The organism is Nonomuraea terrae, from assembly GCF_004348995.1.
Taxonomy (GTDB): domain Bacteria; phylum Actinomycetota; class Actinomycetes; order Streptosporangiales; family Streptosporangiaceae; genus Nonomuraea; species Nonomuraea terrae.
In genome coordinates, this window is the sequence record NZ_SMKQ01000083.1 from 13,260 (window position 1) to 33,322 (window position 20,063).

Genomic DNA, 20,063 nt, shown 5'->3' on the forward strand with positions numbered 1-20,063 from the left:
TCCGACATGAAGGCTCTCGAAGGTGTCCGCGTCCTCGACATGACTCATGTCCAGTCGGGCCCGTCGTGCACCCAGCTGCTCGCCTGGCTGGGCGCCGACGTGGTCAAGCTGGAGGCCCCCACGGGCGACATCACCCGGCAGCAGCTCCGCGACGTGCCAGGCGTCGACAGCCTCTACTTCACGATGCTGAACTGCAACAAGCGCAGCATCACCCTGAACATGAAGAGCGAGCGCGGCAAGGAGATCTTCACCGAGCTGGTGAAGGAGGCCGACGTGCTCGTGGAGAACTTCGGGCCCGGCGCGGTCGACCGCATGGGCTTCTCCTGGGAGCGCCTGCAGGAGCTCAACCCCCGTCTCATCTACGCCTCGATCAAGGGCTTCGGCGCCGGCCGGTACGCCAAGTTCAAGGCGTACGAGGTGGTCGCCCAGGCCATGGGCGGCTCGATGAGCACCACGGGCTTCGAGGACGGCCCGCCGCTGGCGACCGGGGCGCAGATCGGCGACTCGGGCACCGGCGTGCACGCGCTGTCCGGCATCCTGGCCGCTCTCTACCAGCGCACCCAGACCGAGCGCGGCCAGCGCGTACAGGTGGCCATGCAGCACGCCGTGCTGAACCTGTGCCGCGTGAAGCTGCGCGACCAGCAGCGGCTGGCGCACGGCCCGCTGCGCGAGTACCCGAACGAGTCGTTCGGCGACGAGGTGCCCCGCTCCGGCAACGCGAGCGGCGGCGGGCAGCCGGGCTGGGCGGTCCGCTGCGCGCCCGGCGGGCCGAACGACTACGTCTACGTGATCGTGCAGCCGGTCGGCTGGAAGCCCATCGCGGACATCATCGGCCGCCCCGAGCTGGCCGAGGACCCCGAGTGGGCGACGCCGGAGGCGCGGCTGTCGAAGCTGGACAAGATGTTCCAGCTCATCGAGGAGTGGACGATCCGCCACGACAAGTGGACGGTCCTCGACCGCCTCAACGCGGAGAACATCCCCTGCGGTCCGATCCTGTCCACCAAGGAGCTGGTCGAGGACGAGAGCCTGCGCGAGGAGGGCATCGTCGTCACGGTCGACCACCCCGAGCGCGGCGAGTTCGTCACCGTGGGCAGCCCGCTGCAGCTGTCCGACTCGCCGGTGGACGTGCGCACCCCGCCGCTCCTCGGCGAGCACAACGAAGAGATCTACGGCCGGCTCGGCGTGAGCGCGGACGAGCTGGCCGAACTCAAAGCGAACGGAGTCATCTAGGTGAGCACGGTCAGACAAGTCATCGACAAGGCACTCGCGGAGGGCCGTACGGCCCTGACCGCCCCCGAGGGCCGGCTGCTGTGCGAGGAGTACGGCATCACGACTCCCGGCGAGGGGCTGGCCACCTCGGCCGCCGAGGCCGCGGAGATCGCCGAGAAGATCGGGCTCCCGGTCGTCCTCAAGATCGTCTCACCGGACATCCTGCACAAGACCGACGCCGGCGGTGTGCTCGTCGGTGTGCGGACCGTCGAGGAGGTGCGGGAGGGCTACGACAAGATCCTGGCCAACGCCCGCGCCTACAACCCCGACGCCAAGATCGACGGCATCCAGGTGCAGCAGCTCGTCGGCGGCGGCCACGAGGTCATCGTCGGCGCCGTCACCGACCCGACCTTCGGCAAGGTGATCGCTTTCGGTCTGGGCGGCGTTCTGGTTGAAGTCCTTAAGGACGTGACCTTCCGTCTTGCCCCGGTTTCAGGCGATGATGCGCTTGGCATGCTGGACGACATCAAGGCAGCGGAAGTGCTGCGCGGGGCCCGAGGCGCCGAACCGGCGAACCGGGAGGCGCTCGCGAGCCTCATCGAGCGCGTCGGCAAGCTGGTCACCGACTACCCCGAGATCGCCGAGGTGGACCTCAACCCGGTCTTCGCCGACGCGAACGGGGCCGTCGCCGCGGACGTGCGCATCCTCATCGGCGACAAGCCCGCGGAGGTCACCCGGCTGTCGAGGGAGGAGATCCTGCGGCAGATGACGAGGATCTTCAAGCCGCGCTCGGTCGCCGTCATCGGCGCCTCGGCCGAGGACGGCAAGATCGGCAACTCGGTCATGAAGAACCTCATCAACGGCGGCTACAAGGGCCAGATCTTCCCGATCAACCCCAAGGCCGACGAGATCCTCGGGCGCAAGGCGTACAAGAGCATCTCCGACGTGCCCGGTGACGTGGACGTGGCCGTGTTCGCGATTCCCGCCAAGTTCGTGGCGTCCGCGCTGGAGGAGGTCGGCACGAAGGGCGTGGCGGGCGCGGTCATGATCCCGTCGGGCTTCGCGGAGACCGGCAACGTCGAGGGCCAGCAGGAGATCGTCGAGATCGCCAAGCGGCACGGCGTGCGCATGCTCGGCCCGAACATCTACGGCTACTACTACACGCCGGAGAACCTCTGCGCGACGTTCTGCACGCCGTACGACGTCAAGGGCAGCGTGGCGCTGACCTCGCAGAGCGGCGGCATCGGCATGGCCATCCTGGGCTTCAGCCGCACGACGAAGATGGGCGTCTCGGCCATCGTCGGCGTCGGCAACAAGGCCGACGTGGACGAGGACGACCTGCTCACCTTCTTCGAGCAGGACGAGAACACCAAGGCCGTGGCCATGCACCTGGAGGACCTCAAGGACGGGCGCGGCTTCGTCGACGCCGCCCGGCGGGTCGTCAAGGAGAAGCCGGTCATCGTGCTCAAGGCGGGCCGCACCGCCATGGGCGCCCGCGCGGCCGGCTCCCACACCGGCGCGCTGGCCGGTGACGACAAGGTCTACGACGACATCCTGCGCCAGGCCGGCGTGGTCCGCGCGCCCGGGCTGAACGACATGCTCGAGTACGCTCGCGCGCTGCCGGTCCTGCCCGCGCCGAAGGGCGAGAACGTCGTCATCATCACCGGCGCCGGCGGCTCGGGCGTGCTGCTGTCGGACGCCATCGTGGACGCCGGCCTGACCCTCATGGACATCCCTGAGGACCTGGACAAGGCGTTCCGCGCCTACATCCCGCCGTTCGGCGCGGCGGGCAACCCCATCGACATCACCGGCGGCGAACCCCCCTCGACCTACGAGAACACGGTCCGCCTCGGCCTGCAGGACGACCGCATCCACGCGCTCGTCCTCGGCTACTGGCACACGATCGTGACGCCGCCGATGGTCTTCGCCGAGCTCATCGCCCGTGTGGTGGCGGAGGAGCGGGCGAAGGGCAATGTCAAGCCGGTCGTGGCCAGCCTGGCCGGCGACACCGAAGTCGAGGAGGCAAGCGAGTACCTGTACGAGCATGGCGTGGTCGCGTACCCGTACACGACAGAAAAGCCCGTGGCGGTCCTCGGTGCGAAGTACCGCTGGGCCAGGGCTGCCGGTCTGCTGAGCTAAGAGCCGAGCGCAGCAGCACCAGGCGAGGGGGCATTCGGGGCGCAAGAGGAAAGGCAACAAATCCCCCCAGGAGGTCCGTAGGTGGACACATCGAACACCCCACCGGCGACGGCCACGCCGCCGGTCGAAGATGGACGAGTATGGAAAGCGGGCCGGCTCGAGCCGATGCCCATCAGGAAGCTCCCCGACGCGCCTCCCTCGGTGCACCTGCTCGGGCCGACGGTGTTCCTCGTCGCCCTGGGCGTGGGCATGGGCGAGTCGTACATGTGGCCCAGGCTGGTGCTGCTGTTCGGGCCTGAGATCAGGTGGCTGTTCCTGATCGGCGTCACCCTGCAGGCCGTCGTGATGCTGGAGATGGCCCGCTACGCCATGGCCACGGGGGAGAGCATCTTCTCCGGCGCGGCCAGGGTGTTCAAGCCGCTGATGTGGTTCTTCTTCATCGTGGCGATCGCCGTCTACATCTGGCCGGGACACCTGTCAGCCGGAGCCGCGGCGTTCGAGGAGATCACCGGAATTCCCTGGGTGGTGACCGCGATCGCCGGGTTGATCCTCGTCGGCGTGATCTTCACCCTGGCCAAGGTGATCTACAACCTGCTCGAGAACGTGCTGTCGCTGCTCATCGGCGCGCTGGTGCTCGGCACCGCTGTGATCGCGGCCATGGTGGGCTCCTGGGCCGACGTGGTCACCACGATCTCCGGCATGTTCGCCATCGGCTACCTGCCGCCGGAGGCCATGTCCGCCGCGTGGTTCCCGGTCATCGTCGGGGCGTGCGCGTTCGCCGGTCCCTCGGGTATGCAGCAGATGTGGTACACGCTGCACCTGCGTGACTCCGGGGCCGGCATGGGCGCGCACATCCCGAAGGTCCGCGGGCTCCGGCACGCGGGCGAGGAAGAGGAGATGCCCAACCGGGGCTTCATGTTCGACACCGAGGACCCGGCCGAGATGGCGAAGTGGAAGGGCTGGCGGCGCTGGGTCACCTTCGACGCTCTCCTGCTCTTCTGGGGCGTCACCATGCTGGTCACGATCTCCTTCACGGTGATCGCCCAGTCGGCGGCCCGGATCAACCCGGGCGTCCGCGACGCCCTCATGGCCGACGACCGGGAAGCGGCGCTGAGCGCGATGTCGGCCGCCGTCTCCTCGGCGGGCAGCTCGGTGCTCGGGGTGGTCTTCCTCGGGTTCATCGCGCTGATCGGCCTGAACGCCACGCTCGGCCTGTTCGACTCCTTCTCCCGTGGCCAGGCGGACATGACGTTCAACTTCGTCCCCGGGGCGAAGAAGATCGGCATGTCGAAGCTGTACGCGATCTTCCTGTGGGGCGTGATCATCTTCGGCATCCTGATCCTGCTCTTCGGGCCGGCTGACGGGCCGAGCGCGATCCTGGACACGCTGGCGTTCCTGTCGACGTTCGCGATGGGTGCGTACTGCGTGACGCTGCTGCTGGTCAACAACCGCATGCTGCCGAAGCCGATCAGGCCCAAGTGGTGGAGCAACGCGATCATCGGGTTCGGCGCGGTGTTCTACCTCGGCATGCTCTTCTACAGCATGATCGCTTTCGGCGTGGTCGTGAACTGATGAACGGACGGCACAGCCTCGAACTCGCCCTGCCAGGGGCGACTATCGGAGCCGTCGCCGGTGCCATGGCCGGCGGGCTGACCCTCTTCGCAGGGCAGCCCGCCGGGATGGCCGCGCTGTCGGCCCTGGCGCTGTCCGCGCCGCTCGCCCTCTTCGGCGGGCTGTACGGCGTGCTCCTCGGCCACGGCGTGTTCCGCCCCGGCACCTTCGGCCCCGTCGGCCTGTACTGGATGGCCGCCTTCCCGCTCTCCCGGCTGGTCCAGGAGACCCTGTTCGGCGTCGGCACGGCCGACGGCGTGCTGACGTTCCTCGCCTACCAGGCCATGGTGAGCCTCGGCTTCGCGATCGGATTCGTCTGGATGCACGAGCGACTCATGCCGCACTGGCTGATACGCCGTGCCCCTGACAATCCCGTCGCAAAGGAGTTGCTCGGTCACTACCTCCGATACGCCCGGATGACCCAGGCGCGGAAGGGAGCGCGTAAGTGAACCTGCCGCTGTGGATCTGGCTGGCCACGATCGGCGGCTTCTGCCTCGTGCTCGCGTTCGACTTCTGGCTGGTCGCACGCAACCCGCACGAACCCAGCTTCAAGGAGTGCGTCGGCTGGGTGTCGTTCTACGTGGGCCTGGCCGTCGCCTTCGGCGTCGGCCTGCTGGTGCTCTCAGGGCCGACACACGGCGGCGAGTTCTTCGCCGGCTGGATCACCGAGTACTCGCTCAGCGTGGACAACCTCTTCGTCTTCCTGCTGATCATGAGTCGCTTCCAGGTGCCGCGGCAGTACCGCCAGAAGGTGCTGCTCATCGGCATCGTCATCGCACTCCTCCTGCGCGGCGCCTTCATCGCCGCCGGCGCGGAGGCGATCACCAGGTTCGACTGGCTCTTCTACGTGTTCGGCGCCTTCCTGGTCTACACGGCGTGGAAGCTGATCGGGCACGAGGAAGAGGAGGCGGAGTTCTCCGAGAACATCGCCCTGCGCACGGCCCGGCGGGTGCTCCCCACCACGGAGACCTACCACGGCGCCAGCCTCACGGTGCGCCACATGGGCCGCAGGATGTTCACCCCCATGCTGATCGTCATGGTCGCCATCGGGACGACCGACCTGTTGTTCGCGCTCGACTCCATTCCGGCGATCTTCGGGCTCACCCAGGAGCCCTACCTGGTGTTCACCGCCAACGCCTTCGCCCTCATGGGGCTGCGGCAGCTGTTCTTCCTCATCGGCGGGCTGCTGGACCGGCTCGTCTACCTGAGCAAGGGCCTGTCGGTGGTGCTCGCCTTCATCGGCGTGAAGCTGATCCTCGAAGCGCTGCACCACGACGGCGTCTCGTGGGCGCCAGAGGTGCCCATCATGGTGTCGCTCGGAATCATCATCGGCACTTTGGCCATCACCACGGTGCTGAGCCTGATGAAGTCCTCGCGTGATGCCAAGGCCGAGAAGGCCGAGGCGGAAACGCAGGACAAGGAGCCTGCGGAGGAACCTTCACACGGGCGCTGAACCGGGCCGCGTGCGGGGGGACGGGGCTGCCACGCGGCCACGCCCCTTCGCCGCGGCCTCAGTGCCGCGGGCTCTTGCGAATCTCGTGCTCGGCGCTCCACTGGCGCGCGTAGTCTTCCGCGTCGTCCGCGGAGTAGTACTTCTTGAGCGCTGTGCTCAGGCCGAGGCCGATGGACCGGCCGTCTGCCGCGTGACCCGGCGGATCACCAAGGAGATAGCGCCAGAACGCTTTCATCGTCATGCACCTCCAATCGGTCATGGCTCCACCCTCTACCCGAGGTGTTTCGGAGCATGTGGGCTTCTGTGAACGTCACGTCAACCGGCGCCGCTACCCCGCGTACGGGGTGCGCGGCCGCCGCCGGCGGACGGGCTTGGGCGCGGGCTCCACCGGCTCGTTCTCCCGCTGCGCCATGTAGGAGATGCGGGTGTGCTCGGTGTGCTCACGCATGATCTTCGCGGCGCGGCGTTCGTCGCCGGCCTCGATGGCGTCGATAAGCTGGGTGTGCTCGTCCCACGAGGCCATGCCGCGCCGACGGGCCACCGGCGTGTGGTACCACCGCACCCGCCTGGCCACCTGGGCGGCCAGCTCCGCCAGGACGGCGTTGCCCGACAGGGCGGTCACCAGGCCGTGCAGGTCGGAGTTGAGCGCCACGGCCGTGTCGACGTCGTCGGACTCCACCGCGGCGATGCCCTGCTCGCACAGCTCCCGCAGCCGCTTCACGCCGTCCTCGCCCGCGTGCTTGGCGGCGAGCCGGGCCGACTCGGTCTCTAGCAGCGCGCGCACGGCCAGCAGCTGGTCGGCCTCCTGAACCGTCGGGACGTGCACGAACGCGCCCTGCCCGGGGTGGAGATCGACCCAGCCCTCACCGCTGAGCTGCTGCAGCGCCTCGCGGACCGGTTGCCTCGACACGCCGAGCAGGCCGGCCAGCTCGCTCTCCACCAGGTGCTGGCCCGGCTTGAGCTGGCCGGAGACGATGAGCTCTTGGATGGCCTCGATCACGCTTTCCCGGAGCGTGGCCGGGCGGGGAATCTTGGCGGCCGCCGACTGGCCGGTTTGTTCCGACAGCAACATGGTCACGACTCCAGGACTGCGTTAGTGTTAAAAGGTTTTTGGTCGACTGCCTACAGCATACCGTCCGGGGGTCCCCGGCGTGGGTGAGTCTCATCACAGGACGTCACTTGTGGCGCTGCCGAGACTCCCGTGACGTGCGCAGAGGCCTCAGACGCCACATCTGATGTCTCATTTCACAGATGCACAACTGTGAGGGCGTCTTGAGGCGTCCGGGGGCAGAGCGCCGCGCAGGATCATTATCACAGGGGGATGGTGGCCGGCAGGCCCGGAATTCGCAGACGGGGCGCGGCCAGCGCGGGCAGCGCCGCGAGCGCCGCGGCGGCGAGCAGCGCGGCCCCGGGCGCGGTCAGGGCGGTGAGGGCGAGCACGACCGCCACCACGCCGGCCACGGCCTTGGCGCTGTAGACGACCGCGTGGATGTCGCCGGCCCGCTCGGCGCCGAAGAACTCGCGCACGAGGCCGGCCAGCAGGGGATAGAACGCTCCGCCGCCCAGCCCGGCCGCGACCGCGCCGAGCCAGAGCAGCGCCCCGGCGGCCTGCCCCGGCACGGCGGCGTTCTGGACGGCCACGGCGAGCAGGATCTGGCCGACCGCGAGCGAGCCGAACACCGTGGCGAGCACCCGCCGGCGGCCGAACAGCTCCGAGGCCCGCACGGCCACCGACCGGCTGGCCCCGTTGAGCGCCACGAGCAACGCCAGCGCGCCCCACGCCCCCGTGCCCGCCACCACGATGACGTCGAAGACGGACACCGCCCCCGCGCAGGTCAGGATCAGCGCGAGGGTCGGCATCGTCCGCGTGCGCATCGCCTGCGCGAGGCCGAACTGCTTGGTCCCCTCCGGGGCCGTGCGCAGCCGGGCCGCGTCGAGGGCGTGTGTACGCGGGTCCACGTCGTCGGGCCACCACAGGGCCGGCGGGAGCCGCAGACGCGCGGCGGCGGCCGCGATGACGCCCGTGGCGACGGCGGCGGCGGCGAGGAACGCGGCGGTCGTCGCGCCCGGGGCGATCCCGGCCCAGACCAGCAGCGGCACCGCGCCGTAGCCGAAGGCACCGGTGATCAGGCCGACCCGGCCGGCGGGGCGCTCGGGGAACCAGGCGGAGACGACCTCGCCGCAGACGCCGTAGACCAGGCCGCCGCCAAGGCCGCCGAGGACGGCGTAGCCCACGAGGGCGGGCAGGCCGAGCCCGCCGGACAACGCCGTCGTGGCCAGGCCGAGGCCGCTCAGCGCGGCGCCCATGGCCAGGCTGGCGCGCACGCTCAGGCGTCCGCGGCGTACGAGATGGAGCGCGGGCAGGGCGCCCGCGGCCTGGCAGGCGATCCAGACAGCCAGCAGCGTCAGGCCGCCCGCCTCGCGGGCGAGCAGGGCGGCGTAGCCGTACTGGAGCGGGCTGATGGCCGCCATCGCGGCCAGGGCCAGCCAGAACATGCGCATGCGGTCGGCGGGGACGGGCCCGGGACGGTATGCGCGGCCCCGCCAATCTCGGATTGCATTCTCCATACTGTATGGAGTATCCACACGGACCCACGCCTGTCGAGACCCTAGACGGAGGATACTCCATACGGTATACCGTCTACAAAGGAGGCTCGAATGGACCTGTACGAGTACCAGGCGAAGGAGCTCTTCGGGCGTCACGGGATCCCCGTTCCCGCGGGCAAGGTCGCGGCCACGCCGGCCGAGGCCCGCGCGATCGCGGCCGAGCTTGACACGCCCGTCGTCATCAAGGCCCAGGTGAAGACCGGTGGACGCGGCAAAGCGGGCGGCATCAGGCCCGCGTCCGGGCCGGCTGCGGCCGAGAGCGAGGCAGAGCGCGTCATCGGGATGGACATCAAGGGGCACATCGCGCGCCGCGTGCTGGTGGAGGCCGCGACCGTGCCGTTCGAGGAGTATTACGCGGCCTTCCTGGTGGACCGGGCAGAGGGCGCGTTCCTGGCGATGGTGTCGGCCCAGGGCGGCATGGAGATCGAGGAACTGGCCGCCCGCGACCCCGATGCCATCGTGAAGCTGCCGATCGACCCTGTCGCCGGCGTCGACGCCGACACCGCGCGGCAGCTGGCCGGCAAGGCGGGCCTGCCCGAGCAGGCGGCCGGCGTGCTGGAGAAGCTGTGGCGGGTGCTCGTCGAGGAGGACGCCCTGCTCGTCGAGGTGAACCCGCTGATCTGCACGACCGACCAGCAGATCATGGCGCTCGACGGCAAGGTCACCGTCGACGACAACGCCGCCTTCCGGCACTCCTGGGAGTACGCGGAGGAATCCGTCAGCTTGGAGGCCCAGGCCAAGGCCAAGGGATTGAACTACGTCAAACTGGACGGCAAGGTCGGCGTGATCGGCAACGGCGCGGGGCTCGTCATGAGCACGCTCGACGTGGTCGCCGGGGCCGGCGCCGCCCCGGCCAACTTCCTCGACATCGGCGGCGGAGCGTCCGCGCAGGTGATGGCGGACGGGCTGGAGATCATCCTGGCCGACCCCGACGTGCGTTCGGTGCTGGTCAACGTCTTCGGCGGCATCACCGCCTGCGACGCGGTGGCGAACGGCATCGTCACCGCACTCCAGCTGCTCGGCGAGCGCGGCCACGGCACGCCCATCGTCGTACGGCTGGACGGCAACAACGCCGAGGTGGGGCGGCGCATCCTCAGCGACGCCCGGCACCCGGCGGTCCGCCAGGTCTCCACCATGGACGGCGCCGCCGAGATGGCGGCCAGACTCGCGGCAGGTGCGTAATGGCGATCTTTCTGACCAAGGACAGCCGGGTACTCGTCCAGGGCATGACCGGCGCGGAGGGCAGGCGGCACACCGCTCGCATGCTCGCCGCCGGCACCGACATCGTGGCCGGCGTCACGCCCGGCAAGGGCGGCGCGTCGGTCGACTTCGGTGAGCGCACGGTGCCGGTGTTCGGCTCGGTGGCCGACGCGGTCGAGCAGACCGGGGCCGACGTGTCGGTGGTCTTCGTGCCGCCGAAGTTCACCGGCGGCGCCGTCGAGGAGGCCATCGCGGCCAAGGTGCCGCTCTGCGTGGTCATCACCGAGGGCGTCCCCGTGCACGACGCCGTACGCTTCCGCGCGCTCGCGGCGGCGGGCGACACCCGGATCATCGGCCCCAACTGCCCCGGCCTGATCAGCCCCGGGCAGTCGTCGGCCGGCATCATCCCCGCCGACATCACCTCGGCCGGCCGCATCGGCCTGGTCTCGAAGTCCGGCACGCTCACCTACCAGCTCATGTACGAGCTGCGCGACCTCGGCTTCTCCACCGCCGTGGGCATCGGCGGCGACCCCGTCGTCGGCACCACCCACATCGACTGCCTGCGGGCCTTCCAGGAGGACCCGGGCACCGACGCCATCGTGATGATCGGCGAGATCGGCGGTGACGCCGAGGAGCGGGCCGCCGCCTACATCGCGGCGAACGTCACCAAGCCCGTCGTCGCCTACGTGGCCGGCTTCACCGCCCCCGAGGGCAAGACGATGGGCCACGCGGGCGCGATCGTGTCCGGCTCGTCCGGCACCGCGCAGGCCAAGAAGGAGGCCCTGGAGGCGGTCGGCGTCCGCGTCGGCAAGACCCCCACCGAGACGGCCCGGCTCATGCGCTCGGCCCTGGGCGCGCGGTGAGCGCGGGGACCGTGGCGTCGGGCTCACCGAAATTCGACGTCAACCTGTCCATTCTCTTCACCGAACTGCCGCTGCTGGAGCGCCCGGCCGCCGCGGCCAAGGCCGGGTTCGACGCCGTCGAGCTGTGGTGGCCGTTCCCCGCGCCCGACCCCTGCGGCGCGGACCTGGCCGCCCTGCGCCAGGCCATCGAGGACGCCGGGGTGCGCCTGGTCGGGCTCAACTTCGACGCCGGCGACATGGCGGGCGGCGAGCGCGGCCTGCTGGCCAGACCCGATGGCTCAGACCGCTTCCGCGCCAACATCGACATCGCGGTCCGCTTCGCCGGGGAGCTGGGCTGCGGCGTGCTCAACGCCCTCTACGGCAACGGCCCCGGCACCGACCACGCCCTCGCCGTGGACAACCTGCGCCGGGCGGCCGACGCGGCGGCCGGCATCGGCGCGACCGTGGTCGTCGAGGCGCTCAACTCGCACGAGAACCCCCACTACCCGATCACCTCGTCGCAGGCCGCCTTCGAGCTGATCGACGAGGTGGACCGGGACAACATGGCCTTCCTGGCCGACCTCTACCACCTGAACCGGATGGGCGAGGACGTGCTCGCGCTCATCGACGGGCACGCGGCGCGCTTCGGCCACGTGCAGATCGCCGACGACCCAGGAAGGGGCCGGCCGGGCAGCGGGCGGATGCCGTACGCGGAGATCTTCGCGCGGCTGGAGGCGGCGGGCTACCACGGGCACGTCGGCCTGGAGTACCGGCACGAGGGGCCGGGCGCGTTCGACTGGAGGCAGACATGAACATCGGGTTCGTCGGCTTGGGGATCATGGGCAGCCCGATGGCGGCCAATCTCCTCAAGGCCGGTCACGCGGTGACCGGGTACGACGTCAGCGCGGAACGGGTCGAGCAGCTCGTCGGCCTGGGCGGCAAGGCCGCCACGGGCGTGGTCGACGCGGTCGGCGGCGCCGACGTGGTGATCACGATGCTGCCCGACTCGCCGCAGGTGGAGGAGGTCGCGCCGCTCGTCATCGAGTACGGCAAGCCCAACCTGCTCTACATCGACATGAGCACCATCAAGCCGGAGACCTCCCGCTCGGTGGCCAAGCAGGCCGCGGCGGTCGGCGTACGGGCGCTGGACGCCCCCGTCAGCGGCGGCGAGCGCGGCGCGATCGACGGCACCCTGTCGATCATGGTCGGCGGCGAGCCGGAGCACGTCGAGGAGGCCAGGCCGGTCCTGGAGGCGCTCGGCACGACCGTCGTGCACGTCGGCCCGGCCGGCGCGGGACAGACCGTCAAGGCCGCCAACCAGCTCGTCGTCGGCGGCATCTACGGGCTGGTGTCGGAGGCGATCGTGCTGCTGGAGGCCTCCGGCGTGGACGCGGCGGCCGGGCTCGACGTGCTCGCGGGCGGCCTGGCCGGCTCCCGGATCCTGGAGCTCAAGCGGCAGACCATGGTCAAGCGGGAGTTCGCCCCCGGCTTCCGCATCGACCTGCACCACAAGGACATGGGCATCGCCGTCGCCGCCGCCCGCGAGGCCGGCGTCAGCCTGCCGCTCACCGGGCAGGTCGCCCAGCTCGTGGCGGCGGCCCGGGCGCAGGGGCACGGCTCGCTCGACCACTCCGCCCTGCTCAAGGTCATCGAAAGGCTGAATGGATGACGCGCGTTCCCTGTATGGAAGCCGTGGTGAAGGTGCTGGAGTCGGAGGGTGTGGACACCGTCTTCGGCATCCCCGGCGCGGCCATCCTGCCGCTCTACGCCGCGCTGCAGCACAGCTCGATCCGGCACATCACCGTCCGCCACGAGGAGGGCGGCACCCACGCCGCCGACGGATGGGCGCGGGTGACCGGCAACGTCGGCGTCTGCATCGGCACCTCCGGCCCGGCCGGCACGAACATGATCACCGGCCTCTACACCGCGATGGCCGACTCTATCCCGATGATCTGCATCACCGGCCAGGCCGCGACCTCCAAGCTGCACCAGGAGGCGTTCCAGGCGGTCGACATCGTGGAGATCGCCCGGCCCGTGACCAAGTGGGCCGTGCAGCTCAAGGAGCCCGCACAGGCTCCGTGGGTGTTCCGTGAGGCGTTCAGGATCGCCCGCTCGGGGCGGCCCGGCCCCGTGCTCATCGACCTGCCCATCGACATCGCGAAGGGCACCTGCCTGTACGACCCCGCCCTGGACGGGCCGCTGCCCGTCGAGGTGCCGGAGCCGCTGCCGCAGGCCGTGGGCGCCGCCCTCGACATGATCGAGCGGGCCAAGCGGCCGATCATCCTGGCCGGCGGCGGCGTCATCATCGCCGACGCCTGCGACGAGCTGCGCGCGCTGGCCGAGCACCTGCAGGTGCCCGTCCAGGTGACGCTCATGGGCAAGGGCGCCTTCCCCGAGGACCACCCGCTGTTCGCCGGCATGGCCGGCATCCAGACGCAGACCCGGTGGGGCAACGCCGCGTTCCTGGAGAGCGACCTCGTGCTGGCCGTCGGCGCCCGCTTCGGCGACCGGCACACCGGCGAGCTCGACGTCTACCGCCGGGGCCGCAAGTTCATCCACGTCGACATCGACCCGCTGCAGATCGGCCGGGTCTTCGAGCCCGACCTCGGGGTCGTCGGGCACGCCCGTCCGGTGCTCGCCAACCTGCGCGACGAGGCGCGCCGGCGCGGCGCGCCCAAGGAGCCGGACAAGTGGGTGCGCAAGGTCAGCGAGCTGCGCGGCACGCTGCTGCGGCGCGACGACTTCGACGACGTGCCGATCAAGCCGCCCCGGGTGTTCAAGGAGATCAACGAGTACTTCCCGCGCGACACCACGTTCGTCACCGCCATCGGGCTCTACCAGATCTGGTCCGGGCAGTTCCAGACGACGTACCTGCCGCGCCGCTACCTGGTCTGCGGGCAGGCCGGGCCGCTCGGCTGGGAGGTGCCCGCGGCCATGGGCGTCAAGCTCGCCCACCCGGAACGGCAGGTCGTGGCGGTGGTCGGCGACTACTCCTTCCAGTTCCTCATGGAAGAGGTCGCGGTGGCCGCCCAGTACCGCATCCCGTTCGTCATCGTCATGATCAACAACGAGTACCTGGGCCTCATCAGACAGGCCGAGCTCCCGTACGACATGAACTTCGCCGTGGACCTGCACTACGGGGAGGGGGGCATCGACCATGTCAAGGCCATGGAGGCGTTCGGCTGCCCGGCGCGCCGGGTCGAGCTGCCCGGGGACATCCGCGACGCGCTGGCATGGGCGAGCGCCGAGGCGGCGCGCGAACGGCTGCCGGTGCTCGTGGAGGTGATGGTCGAGCGCGAGGCGAACGCCGCCATGGGGCCGTCGCTGGAGGCCGTCAAGGAATTCGAACCGCTGCCCGAGCTCATCACCGCCGACTGGTCCGACTGAGGAGGAGCACATGCAGCTGAAGCCGGGGACGTCCTGGCGGGACACCTACGAACGGTGCTGTTCGGTGGCGCCGGAAGCCTTCCACGATGATCGGGTGCTCAACCACTGGGGCGGCATCTGGCACCGCGACGGGCGCCCCGTGCCCGGCTTCTCGCCGGTCGACGGCACCGCCATCGCCGGCCTGCCCCGGCTGGACCGGGCCGGCGCGGGCCGGGCCGTGGCGGGAGCGGTCGAGGAGCACGGGCGCTGGCGGTACCTGCCGCCGGCCGAGCGCAAGGCCATGGTGTCCGCCGCGGTGGAGTCCATGGCGGCCCACCGCGACCTGCTGGCCATGCTGCTGGTCTGGGAGATCGGCAAGCCGTGGAAGACGGCCTGCGCCGACGTCGACCGCTGCCTGGACGGCGTGCGCTGGTACATCGAGCAGATCGACGACATGACGGCCGGGCGCACCCCGTTGCCCGGCCCGGTCAGCAACATCGCCAGCTGGAACTACCCGATGAGCGTGCTCATGCACGCCATGCTCGTGCAGGCGCTGGCCGGCAACGCGGTCATCGCCAAGACGCCCACCGACGGCGGGCTGTGCTGCCTCACCCTCGCCACGGCGCTGGCCGTCCGTGAGGGGCTCCCGTTCACGCTGGTGAGCGGGGGAGGGGCGGAGCTGTCGCCGGTGCTGGTGGGCGGGCAGTCGCTCGGGTGCGTGTCGTTCGTCGGCGGACGCGACGCGGGGGCGAATGTGGCCACCTCGCTGGCCGACCTCGACCGCCGGCACGTGCTGGAGCAGGAGGGCCTCAACTGCTGGGGCGTGTGGGAGTACGGCGACTGGGACCTGCTCACCCGGCAGATCCGCGGGTCGTTCGACTACGCCAAGCAGCGCTGCACCGCCTACCCGCGGTTCGTCGTGCAGCGCTCGTTGTTCCACGAGTTCCTGGCCGCGTACCTGAAGGCCGTGGGGTCGCTGCGGTTCGGCCATCCGCTGGCCGTGGCCGACCCCGATGACCCCCTGCCGGAGCTGGACTTCGGCCCGCTGATCAACGCCTCGAAGGCCAAGGAACTGGCCGACCAGGTGGACGAGGCCGTGGCCAGGGGCGGCGTGCCGCTCCACCGTGCCGCACTGGACGCCGGACATTTCCTGCCTGGGCAGGATAAATCCGCTTATTTTGCTCCGACAGCGCTGCTCAACCCGCCGCGCTCGTCGCCCCTCCACCACGCCGAGCCCTTCGGGCCGGTCGACACGATCGTGCTGGTGGACACCGAGGCCGAGCTGCTGGCCGCCATGAACGCCAGCAACGGCGCCCTGGTCGCCACGCTCTCCTGCGACGAGGAGGAGACCTTCCGCCGGCTGTCGCCCGAGGTGCGGGCGTTCAAGGTCGGCCACAACAGGCCGCGCTCGCGCGGCGACCGCGACGAGCTGTTCGGCGGCCTCGGGGCGTCGTGGCGCGGCGCGTTCGTCGGCGGCGAGCTGCTCGTGCGCGCCGCCACCGTCGGCCCGGACGGCGAACGCCTCCCGGGCAACTTCCCCAGCTACACGCTGCTGCCGGACACCCCCGCGGCCACCTGAGCGACTTCCAGGGCTCTGCGCTGGTCGCGCCCACGCGGCGTGACCAGCGCAGTACCCCTGCGTCAAGCGAGTTGCAAGTGGCATCAATACGGTCGAACCGTGCTGCAAGTCATCAACGCCATCGCCGTCGTCGGCGGCATGGGCCTGCTCTTCGCCGTCGTCGGCGGCACGCTGGCGATCAGGTCACGGGGCTTCCGCAGGCGGGCCCACCGCGCTCGCGGCCTGGTCGTGGGGCTGAGGCCGAACCGATCCGGCCCCGGCGAGGGCGCCGCCTATCACGCCGTCATCCGGTACACCACCCGGCAGGGCGTGCACGTGGAGGCCGAGACCCCGTTCGCCAGCAACCCACCGCCCGCGCGGCCCGGTCAGCAGGTGGGCGTTCTCTACGACCCGGACGTCCCCACGCAGGTCCGCATCGACAGCGCGATGGGAAGCGGCGTCCTGCTCGGCCTGATCTTCTTCGCCGTCGGGATCGGCATGCTCGTCGTCATGGTCGTGATCGCCGCCCAGGAGTTGGCGACGTTCTAGAAGACTCTCCAGAAGGCCCTCTAGAAAACACCGAAGCGCGTCGCCGCGAGCAGGACCAGGAAGGTCAGCATGGCGACCCGCATGATCTTCCCGCCGATCCGCAGCGACGGCCATGACAGGTAGGCGAGCCAGCCGATGAACGCGATCACCGGCAGCACCGCCACGCCGCCGAGCGGATGGGCCACGGCGAAGCCCACCAGCAGCAGGATCACCAGCACCGCCGGCGCCACCCACCGGGGCACCTGCGTGAACAGGAACGCCATCGGCACCGCGCTGCGCTGCTCGACGGCCTTGCGCAGGCCGCTCGCGCCGGGCGTGAAGAACTGCTCGTCCTGGGGCAGCGGGCGGCGCTTGTCGTCAGGGGCCACGCCCCCGAGCCTACGGGAGATCGCCCGCCCGTGAGCCGGATGAGCGCAGGTGACCGGGCTGTGGCGGACCGCCTGCACCCCTAGGCTGGAACGCGTGCTCGCCGTCATCCGCTACACCGTGCCCGATGCCCAGTCGCAGGACTTCCTCAAGCAGGGCCACACGATCCTCGACACGTTCGCCGAACAGCCCGGCTTCCAGCGGGGCAGGCTCGCCCGTTCGGTCGACGAGCCCAATCTGTGGGCCCTGGTCACGGAGTGGGAGGGCGCCGGTTTCTACCGCAGAGCGCTGTCCGCCGCCCGCATGGTGATGTATCCGCTGATGATTCTCATGGTCAACGAACCCAGTGCGTACGAGGACGTCTATCCGCGCGACGGGGCGTAACATTTACTCGCGCGCGAGACCGGGGAAGCGTCCCCTAAGCTGGGAGCTCACCAATACCCTCGCCGACCTCCAGCCGGAAAGAGAACCTACCGAAATGGCACGACGCAACGACGTCATGGACACCATCGTCAGCCTCGCCAAGCGCCGCGGGCTCGTATACCCGTCGAGCGAGATCTACGGCGGACTGCGCGCGTCGTGGGACTACGGTCCGCTGGGTGTCGAGCTGAAGAGCAACGTCAAGCGGCAGTGGTGGCTGTCGATGGTCCAGTCGCGCGAAGACGTGGTGGGCCTTGACTCCTCCGTCGTCCTGGCGCCCGAGGTGTGGCGCGCCAGCGGCCACGTCGACACCTTCACCGACCCGCTCACCGAGTGCCTGTCCTGCCACAAGCGCTTCAGGGCCGACCACCTCATCGAGGCCTACGAGGAGAAGAACGGCAAGTCGCCCGAGGGTGGCCTGACCGACGTCACCTGCCCCAACTGCGGCAACAAGGGCACCTTCACCGAGCCTCGCCAGTTCAGCGGCCTGCTGAAGACCTTCCTCGGCCCCGTCGAGGACGAATCGGGCCTGGCCTACCTCCGGCCCGAGACCGCGCAGGGCATCTTCATCAACTACCTCAACGTGCAGCAGTCGGCGCGCAAGAAGATCCCGTTCGGCATCGGCCAGATCGGCAAGTCGTTCCGCAACGAGATCACGCCGGGCAACTTCATCTTCCGCACCCGCGAGTTCGAGCAGATGGAGATGGAGTTCTTCGTCAAGCCCGGCACCGACGAGGAGTGGCACCAGTACTGGATCGACGAGCGCTACCGCTGGTACTCCGACCTCGGCATCAACAAGGACAACCTGCGCCTTTACGAGCACCCGAAGGACAAGCTGTCCCACTACTCCAAGCGCACGGTCGACATCGAGTACCGGTTCGGCTTCACCGGCTCGGAGTGGGGTGAGCTGGAGGGTGTCGCCAACCGCACCGACTTCGACCTGACGGCCCACTCCAAGGCGTCGGGCGTCGACCTCAGCTTCTTCGAGCAGGAGACGCAGGAGCGTTACGTTCCCTACGTCATCGAGCCGGCGGCCGGCGTCGACCGGGCCACGCTCACGTTCCTGCTCGACGCCTACAGCGAGGACGAGGCGCCCAACGCCAAGGGCGTCATGGAGAAGCGCACGGTCATGCGCCTCGACCACCGGCTCGCCCCGGTCAAGGCCGCGGTGCTGCCGCTGTCGCGCAACGCCGACCTGTCGCCGAAGGCGCGCGACCTGGCCGCGCAGCTGCGCCGCCGCTGGAACGTCGAGTTCGACGACGCCGGCGCGATCGGCCGCCGCTACCGCCGCCAGGACGAGATCGGCACGCCGTTCTGCATCACGGTCGACTTCGACACCCTCGACGACCACGCGGTGACCATCCGCGAGCGCGACACGATGAGCCAGGAGCGCATCTCCATCGACGCCGTGGAGTCCTACCTCCGCCAGCACCTGAACGACTGACTTCTCCGGCACGGGCCGCTCGCCGTACTCACGGCGGGCGGCTTTTGCCATGTCTTCCGTCGAGTTCTTCCGTCGAGGGCGCTGTCCCGACGCTCGCGGCAGGGTGGCCCTGGTCACGGACGCGGCGGCGCGATGCCCCGATTCATTTCCTCCTTTACGGCTGCGCCGGCCCGGCCCACCCGCCGTGGCCACCCTGACGGCCCTCCAGGGAGACGCTCCTCCGCCTCACCGGCGCGCCGCCGTTACGGCGCACGTCGCCCGGCTCCGTGGTCCCGCCGGCCTGCTCACCTTGTGCGGAGCGACTCCAGGATCCCGGTGAGAGCAGTGAGAGCAGTGAGAGCAGTGAGAGCAGTGAGAGCAGTGAGAGCAGGGCGCTGAGGGGCTGACGGCCGAGTTGGGGCTGCGCACCGAGCAGTTCGGCCGGCGGCTCCTCATCGTGGCCCAACGGCGTGCTCATCGACGTGATCGAACAGGGGCCGCCCGCCGACGCCGACGCCGACGCCGACGCCGACGCCGACGCCGACGCCGACGCCTACGCCTACGCCTACGTCACCCGTTGACCGAGGCGTCAGGCGAGGTGCCGATCGAACCAGGCCGTGACGCGGTCCCATGCCTGTGACGCGGCTTCGGTGTCGTAACGCCGGCCGGTGTCGTTGAAGAAGGCGTGGCCGACGCCAGGGAACGTGACGATCTCGTGCGTCAGGTCCGCCCCCCCCGCAGGGCGGCTTCGGCGGCGTCGCGGGTGGCGTGCACCCGGTCGTCCTGCTCGGCGTACACGCCGAGCACCACCGCCTGGCTCCCGCTCATGTCGGCGTTCTCCGGGAGCGGCCCGTGGAACGGCACGGCGGCCGCGAGGCGCGGCTCGGCCGACGACAGCAGCAGTCAGGTCGTCCCGCCGCCGAAGCAGCAGCCGATCATGCCCAGCTTGAGCCCTTCGGCCCGCCGCCCCAGCTCGCCCACCGCCGCCTTCATATCCGCCACGAACTGCTCCGGCGGGATCTCCCCGAGCCGCGCCGTGGCCTCGGCGGTGTCGGTGAACGCCGCCGTGCCGCCGTCCCGTGACAGCAGGTCCAGGGCGAGGGCCGAGTAGCCGCTCGCGGCCAGCCGTCCCGCGACCGACCGGACGTGGTCGGTGAGGCCGCGGTTCTCGTGGATCACGAGGACGGCGCCCTTGGCGTCCTCGGCGGAGGCCCAGGCGGCCTGCAGCGTCGTGCCTTCGGGCCCGCCGAACGTGACGGGCTCCGTGGGCAGCGGTGAGGGCCCGGCCGGGCTCGCGGTGGGGGCGGGGGAGCAGGGGAG

At 70.3% G+C, this 20,063-nt stretch carries 21 protein-coding genes; 14 read left to right on the top strand and 7 right to left on the bottom strand.

The annotated features are described in order from the left end of the window. The first annotated feature begins 6 nt into the window (after positions 1 to 6). The 5 genes from frc to E1286_RS24740 all read left to right on the top strand — a co-directional run bounded on the left by frc (position 7) and on the right by E1286_RS24740 (position 6,412). A complete protein-coding gene (gene frc, locus E1286_RS24720; protein ID WP_132615881.1) occupies positions 7 to 1,230 on the top strand; it encodes a formyl-CoA transferase in 1,224 nt (407 codons plus the stop codon). Further along, positions 1,231 to 3,348 carry an acetate--CoA ligase family protein gene (locus tag E1286_RS24725; protein ID WP_132615883.1) on the top strand — a complete coding sequence of 706 codons (2,118 nt, stop codon included), beginning with the start codon at positions 1,231 to 1,233 and terminating at the stop codon, positions 3,346 to 3,348. It begins immediately after the preceding gene. A gap of 165 nt (positions 3,349 to 3,513) precedes the next feature. Further along, the gene (locus tag E1286_RS24730) at positions 3,514 to 4,920 is read left to right on the top strand and encodes an Nramp family divalent metal transporter (RefSeq protein ID WP_132615885.1); all 1,407 of its coding nucleotides are present in this window, start codon (positions 3,514 to 3,516) and stop codon (positions 4,918 to 4,920) included. After that, positions 4,920 to 5,408, top strand: a complete 489-nt coding sequence (locus E1286_RS24735; RefSeq protein ID WP_132615887.1) for a hypothetical protein — start codon at positions 4,920 to 4,922, stop codon at positions 5,406 to 5,408. Before E1286_RS24730 ends, E1286_RS24735 begins: the two co-directional genes overlap by 1 nt. Beyond that, positions 5,405 to 6,412 carry a TerC family protein gene (locus tag E1286_RS24740; RefSeq protein ID WP_132615889.1) on the top strand — a complete coding sequence of 336 codons (1,008 nt, stop codon included), beginning with the start codon at positions 5,405 to 5,407 and terminating at the stop codon, positions 6,410 to 6,412. The genes E1286_RS24735 and E1286_RS24740 overlap by 4 nt, the downstream gene beginning before the upstream one ends. A gap of 58 nt (positions 6,413 to 6,470) precedes the next feature. On the opposite strand, the gene E1286_RS48075 is transcribed toward E1286_RS24740, so the two are convergent. The 3 genes from E1286_RS48075 to E1286_RS24750 all read right to left on the bottom strand — a co-directional run bounded on the left by E1286_RS48075 (position 6,471) and on the right by E1286_RS24750 (position 8,980). Further along, positions 6,471 to 6,647: a hypothetical protein gene (locus tag E1286_RS48075; protein ID WP_165969897.1), complete on the bottom strand. Its 177-nt coding sequence runs from the start codon at positions 6,645 to 6,647 to the stop codon at positions 6,471 to 6,473. 93 nt (positions 6,648 to 6,740) lie between these two features. Next, positions 6,741 to 7,484 (bottom strand): GntR family transcriptional regulator, encoded by a 744-nt coding sequence (locus E1286_RS24745; protein WP_132615917.1) that lies wholly within the window; start codon positions 7,482 to 7,484, stop codon positions 6,741 to 6,743. Positions 7,485 to 7,723: 239 nt separating this feature from the next. Beyond that, entirely contained in the window at positions 7,724 to 8,980 is a 1,257-nt protein-coding gene (locus E1286_RS24750) for an MFS transporter (RefSeq protein ID WP_223190334.1), read from the bottom strand. Positions 8,981 to 9,070: 90 nt separating this feature from the next. Between E1286_RS24750 and sucC the strand changes: the two genes are divergently transcribed. From sucC to E1286_RS24785, 7 genes are all read left to right on the top strand, one after another. Further along, positions 9,071 to 10,201, top strand: a complete 1,131-nt coding sequence (gene sucC / locus E1286_RS24755) for an ADP-forming succinate--CoA ligase subunit beta (RefSeq protein WP_132615893.1) — start codon at positions 9,071 to 9,073, stop codon at positions 10,199 to 10,201. Next, positions 10,201 to 11,082 carry a succinate--CoA ligase subunit alpha gene (gene sucD / locus E1286_RS24760; RefSeq protein WP_132615895.1) on the top strand — a complete coding sequence of 294 codons (882 nt, stop codon included), beginning with the start codon at positions 10,201 to 10,203 and terminating at the stop codon, positions 11,080 to 11,082. The genes sucC and sucD overlap by 1 nt, the downstream gene beginning before the upstream one ends. Further along, a complete protein-coding gene (locus E1286_RS24765; RefSeq protein WP_246075092.1) occupies positions 11,079 to 11,873 on the top strand; it encodes a hydroxypyruvate isomerase family protein in 795 nt (264 codons plus the stop codon). The genes sucD and E1286_RS24765 overlap by 4 nt, the downstream gene beginning before the upstream one ends. Continuing rightward, positions 11,870 to 12,730: a 2-hydroxy-3-oxopropionate reductase gene (locus E1286_RS24770; RefSeq protein WP_132615897.1), complete on the top strand. Its 861-nt coding sequence runs from the start codon at positions 11,870 to 11,872 to the stop codon at positions 12,728 to 12,730. Before E1286_RS24765 ends, E1286_RS24770 begins: the two co-directional genes overlap by 4 nt. Further along, the gene (gcl, locus tag E1286_RS24775; RefSeq protein WP_132615899.1) at positions 12,727 to 14,448 is read left to right on the top strand and encodes a glyoxylate carboligase; all 1,722 of its coding nucleotides are present in this window, start codon (positions 12,727 to 12,729) and stop codon (positions 14,446 to 14,448) included. The genes E1286_RS24770 and gcl overlap by 4 nt, the downstream gene beginning before the upstream one ends. A gap of 10 nt (positions 14,449 to 14,458) precedes the next feature. Next, a complete protein-coding gene (locus E1286_RS24780; protein ID WP_132615901.1) occupies positions 14,459 to 16,006 on the top strand; it encodes an aldehyde dehydrogenase family protein in 1,548 nt (515 codons plus the stop codon). Positions 16,007 to 16,105: 99 nt separating this feature from the next. Continuing rightward, complete coding sequence (locus tag E1286_RS24785; protein ID WP_132615903.1) at positions 16,106 to 16,534, top strand: DUF3592 domain-containing protein; 429 nt, start codon at positions 16,106 to 16,108, stop codon at positions 16,532 to 16,534. 20 nt (positions 16,535 to 16,554) lie between these two features. On the opposite strand, the gene E1286_RS24790 is transcribed toward E1286_RS24785, so the two are convergent. Beyond that, entirely contained in the window at positions 16,555 to 16,902 is a 348-nt protein-coding gene (locus E1286_RS24790; RefSeq protein ID WP_132615905.1) for a DUF6703 family protein, read from the bottom strand. Positions 16,903 to 16,996: 94 nt separating this feature from the next. Between E1286_RS24790 and E1286_RS24795 the strand changes: the two genes are divergently transcribed. Both E1286_RS24795 and E1286_RS24800 read left to right on the top strand, forming a co-directional pair. After that, on the top strand, positions 16,997 to 17,284 hold the full coding sequence (locus tag E1286_RS24795; RefSeq protein WP_132615907.1) for an antibiotic biosynthesis monooxygenase family protein: 288 nt from the start codon (positions 16,997 to 16,999) through the stop codon (positions 17,282 to 17,284). 94 nt (positions 17,285 to 17,378) lie between these two features. After that, entirely contained in the window at positions 17,379 to 18,764 is a 1,386-nt protein-coding gene (locus tag E1286_RS24800) for a glycine--tRNA ligase (RefSeq protein ID WP_187368216.1), read from the top strand. 154 nt (positions 18,765 to 18,918) lie between these two features. Here E1286_RS24800 and E1286_RS48080 read toward each other — a convergent pair whose 3' ends face one another. The 3 genes from E1286_RS48080 to E1286_RS49395 all read right to left on the bottom strand — a co-directional run. Further along, positions 18,919 to 19,221: a hypothetical protein gene (locus tag E1286_RS48080; RefSeq protein ID WP_165969898.1), complete on the bottom strand. Its 303-nt coding sequence runs from the start codon at positions 19,219 to 19,221 to the stop codon at positions 18,919 to 18,921. Between the two features lie 111 nt (positions 19,222 to 19,332). Further along, positions 19,333 to 19,467 carry a dienelactone hydrolase family protein gene (locus E1286_RS52120; protein ID WP_425464769.1) on the bottom strand — a complete coding sequence of 45 codons (135 nt, stop codon included), beginning with the start codon at positions 19,465 to 19,467 and terminating at the stop codon, positions 19,333 to 19,335. Positions 19,468 to 19,646: 179 nt separating this feature from the next. After that, positions 19,647 to 20,063: dienelactone hydrolase family protein (locus E1286_RS49395; protein WP_223190336.1), on the bottom strand; the 417-nt coding region annotated here is incomplete at its 5' end.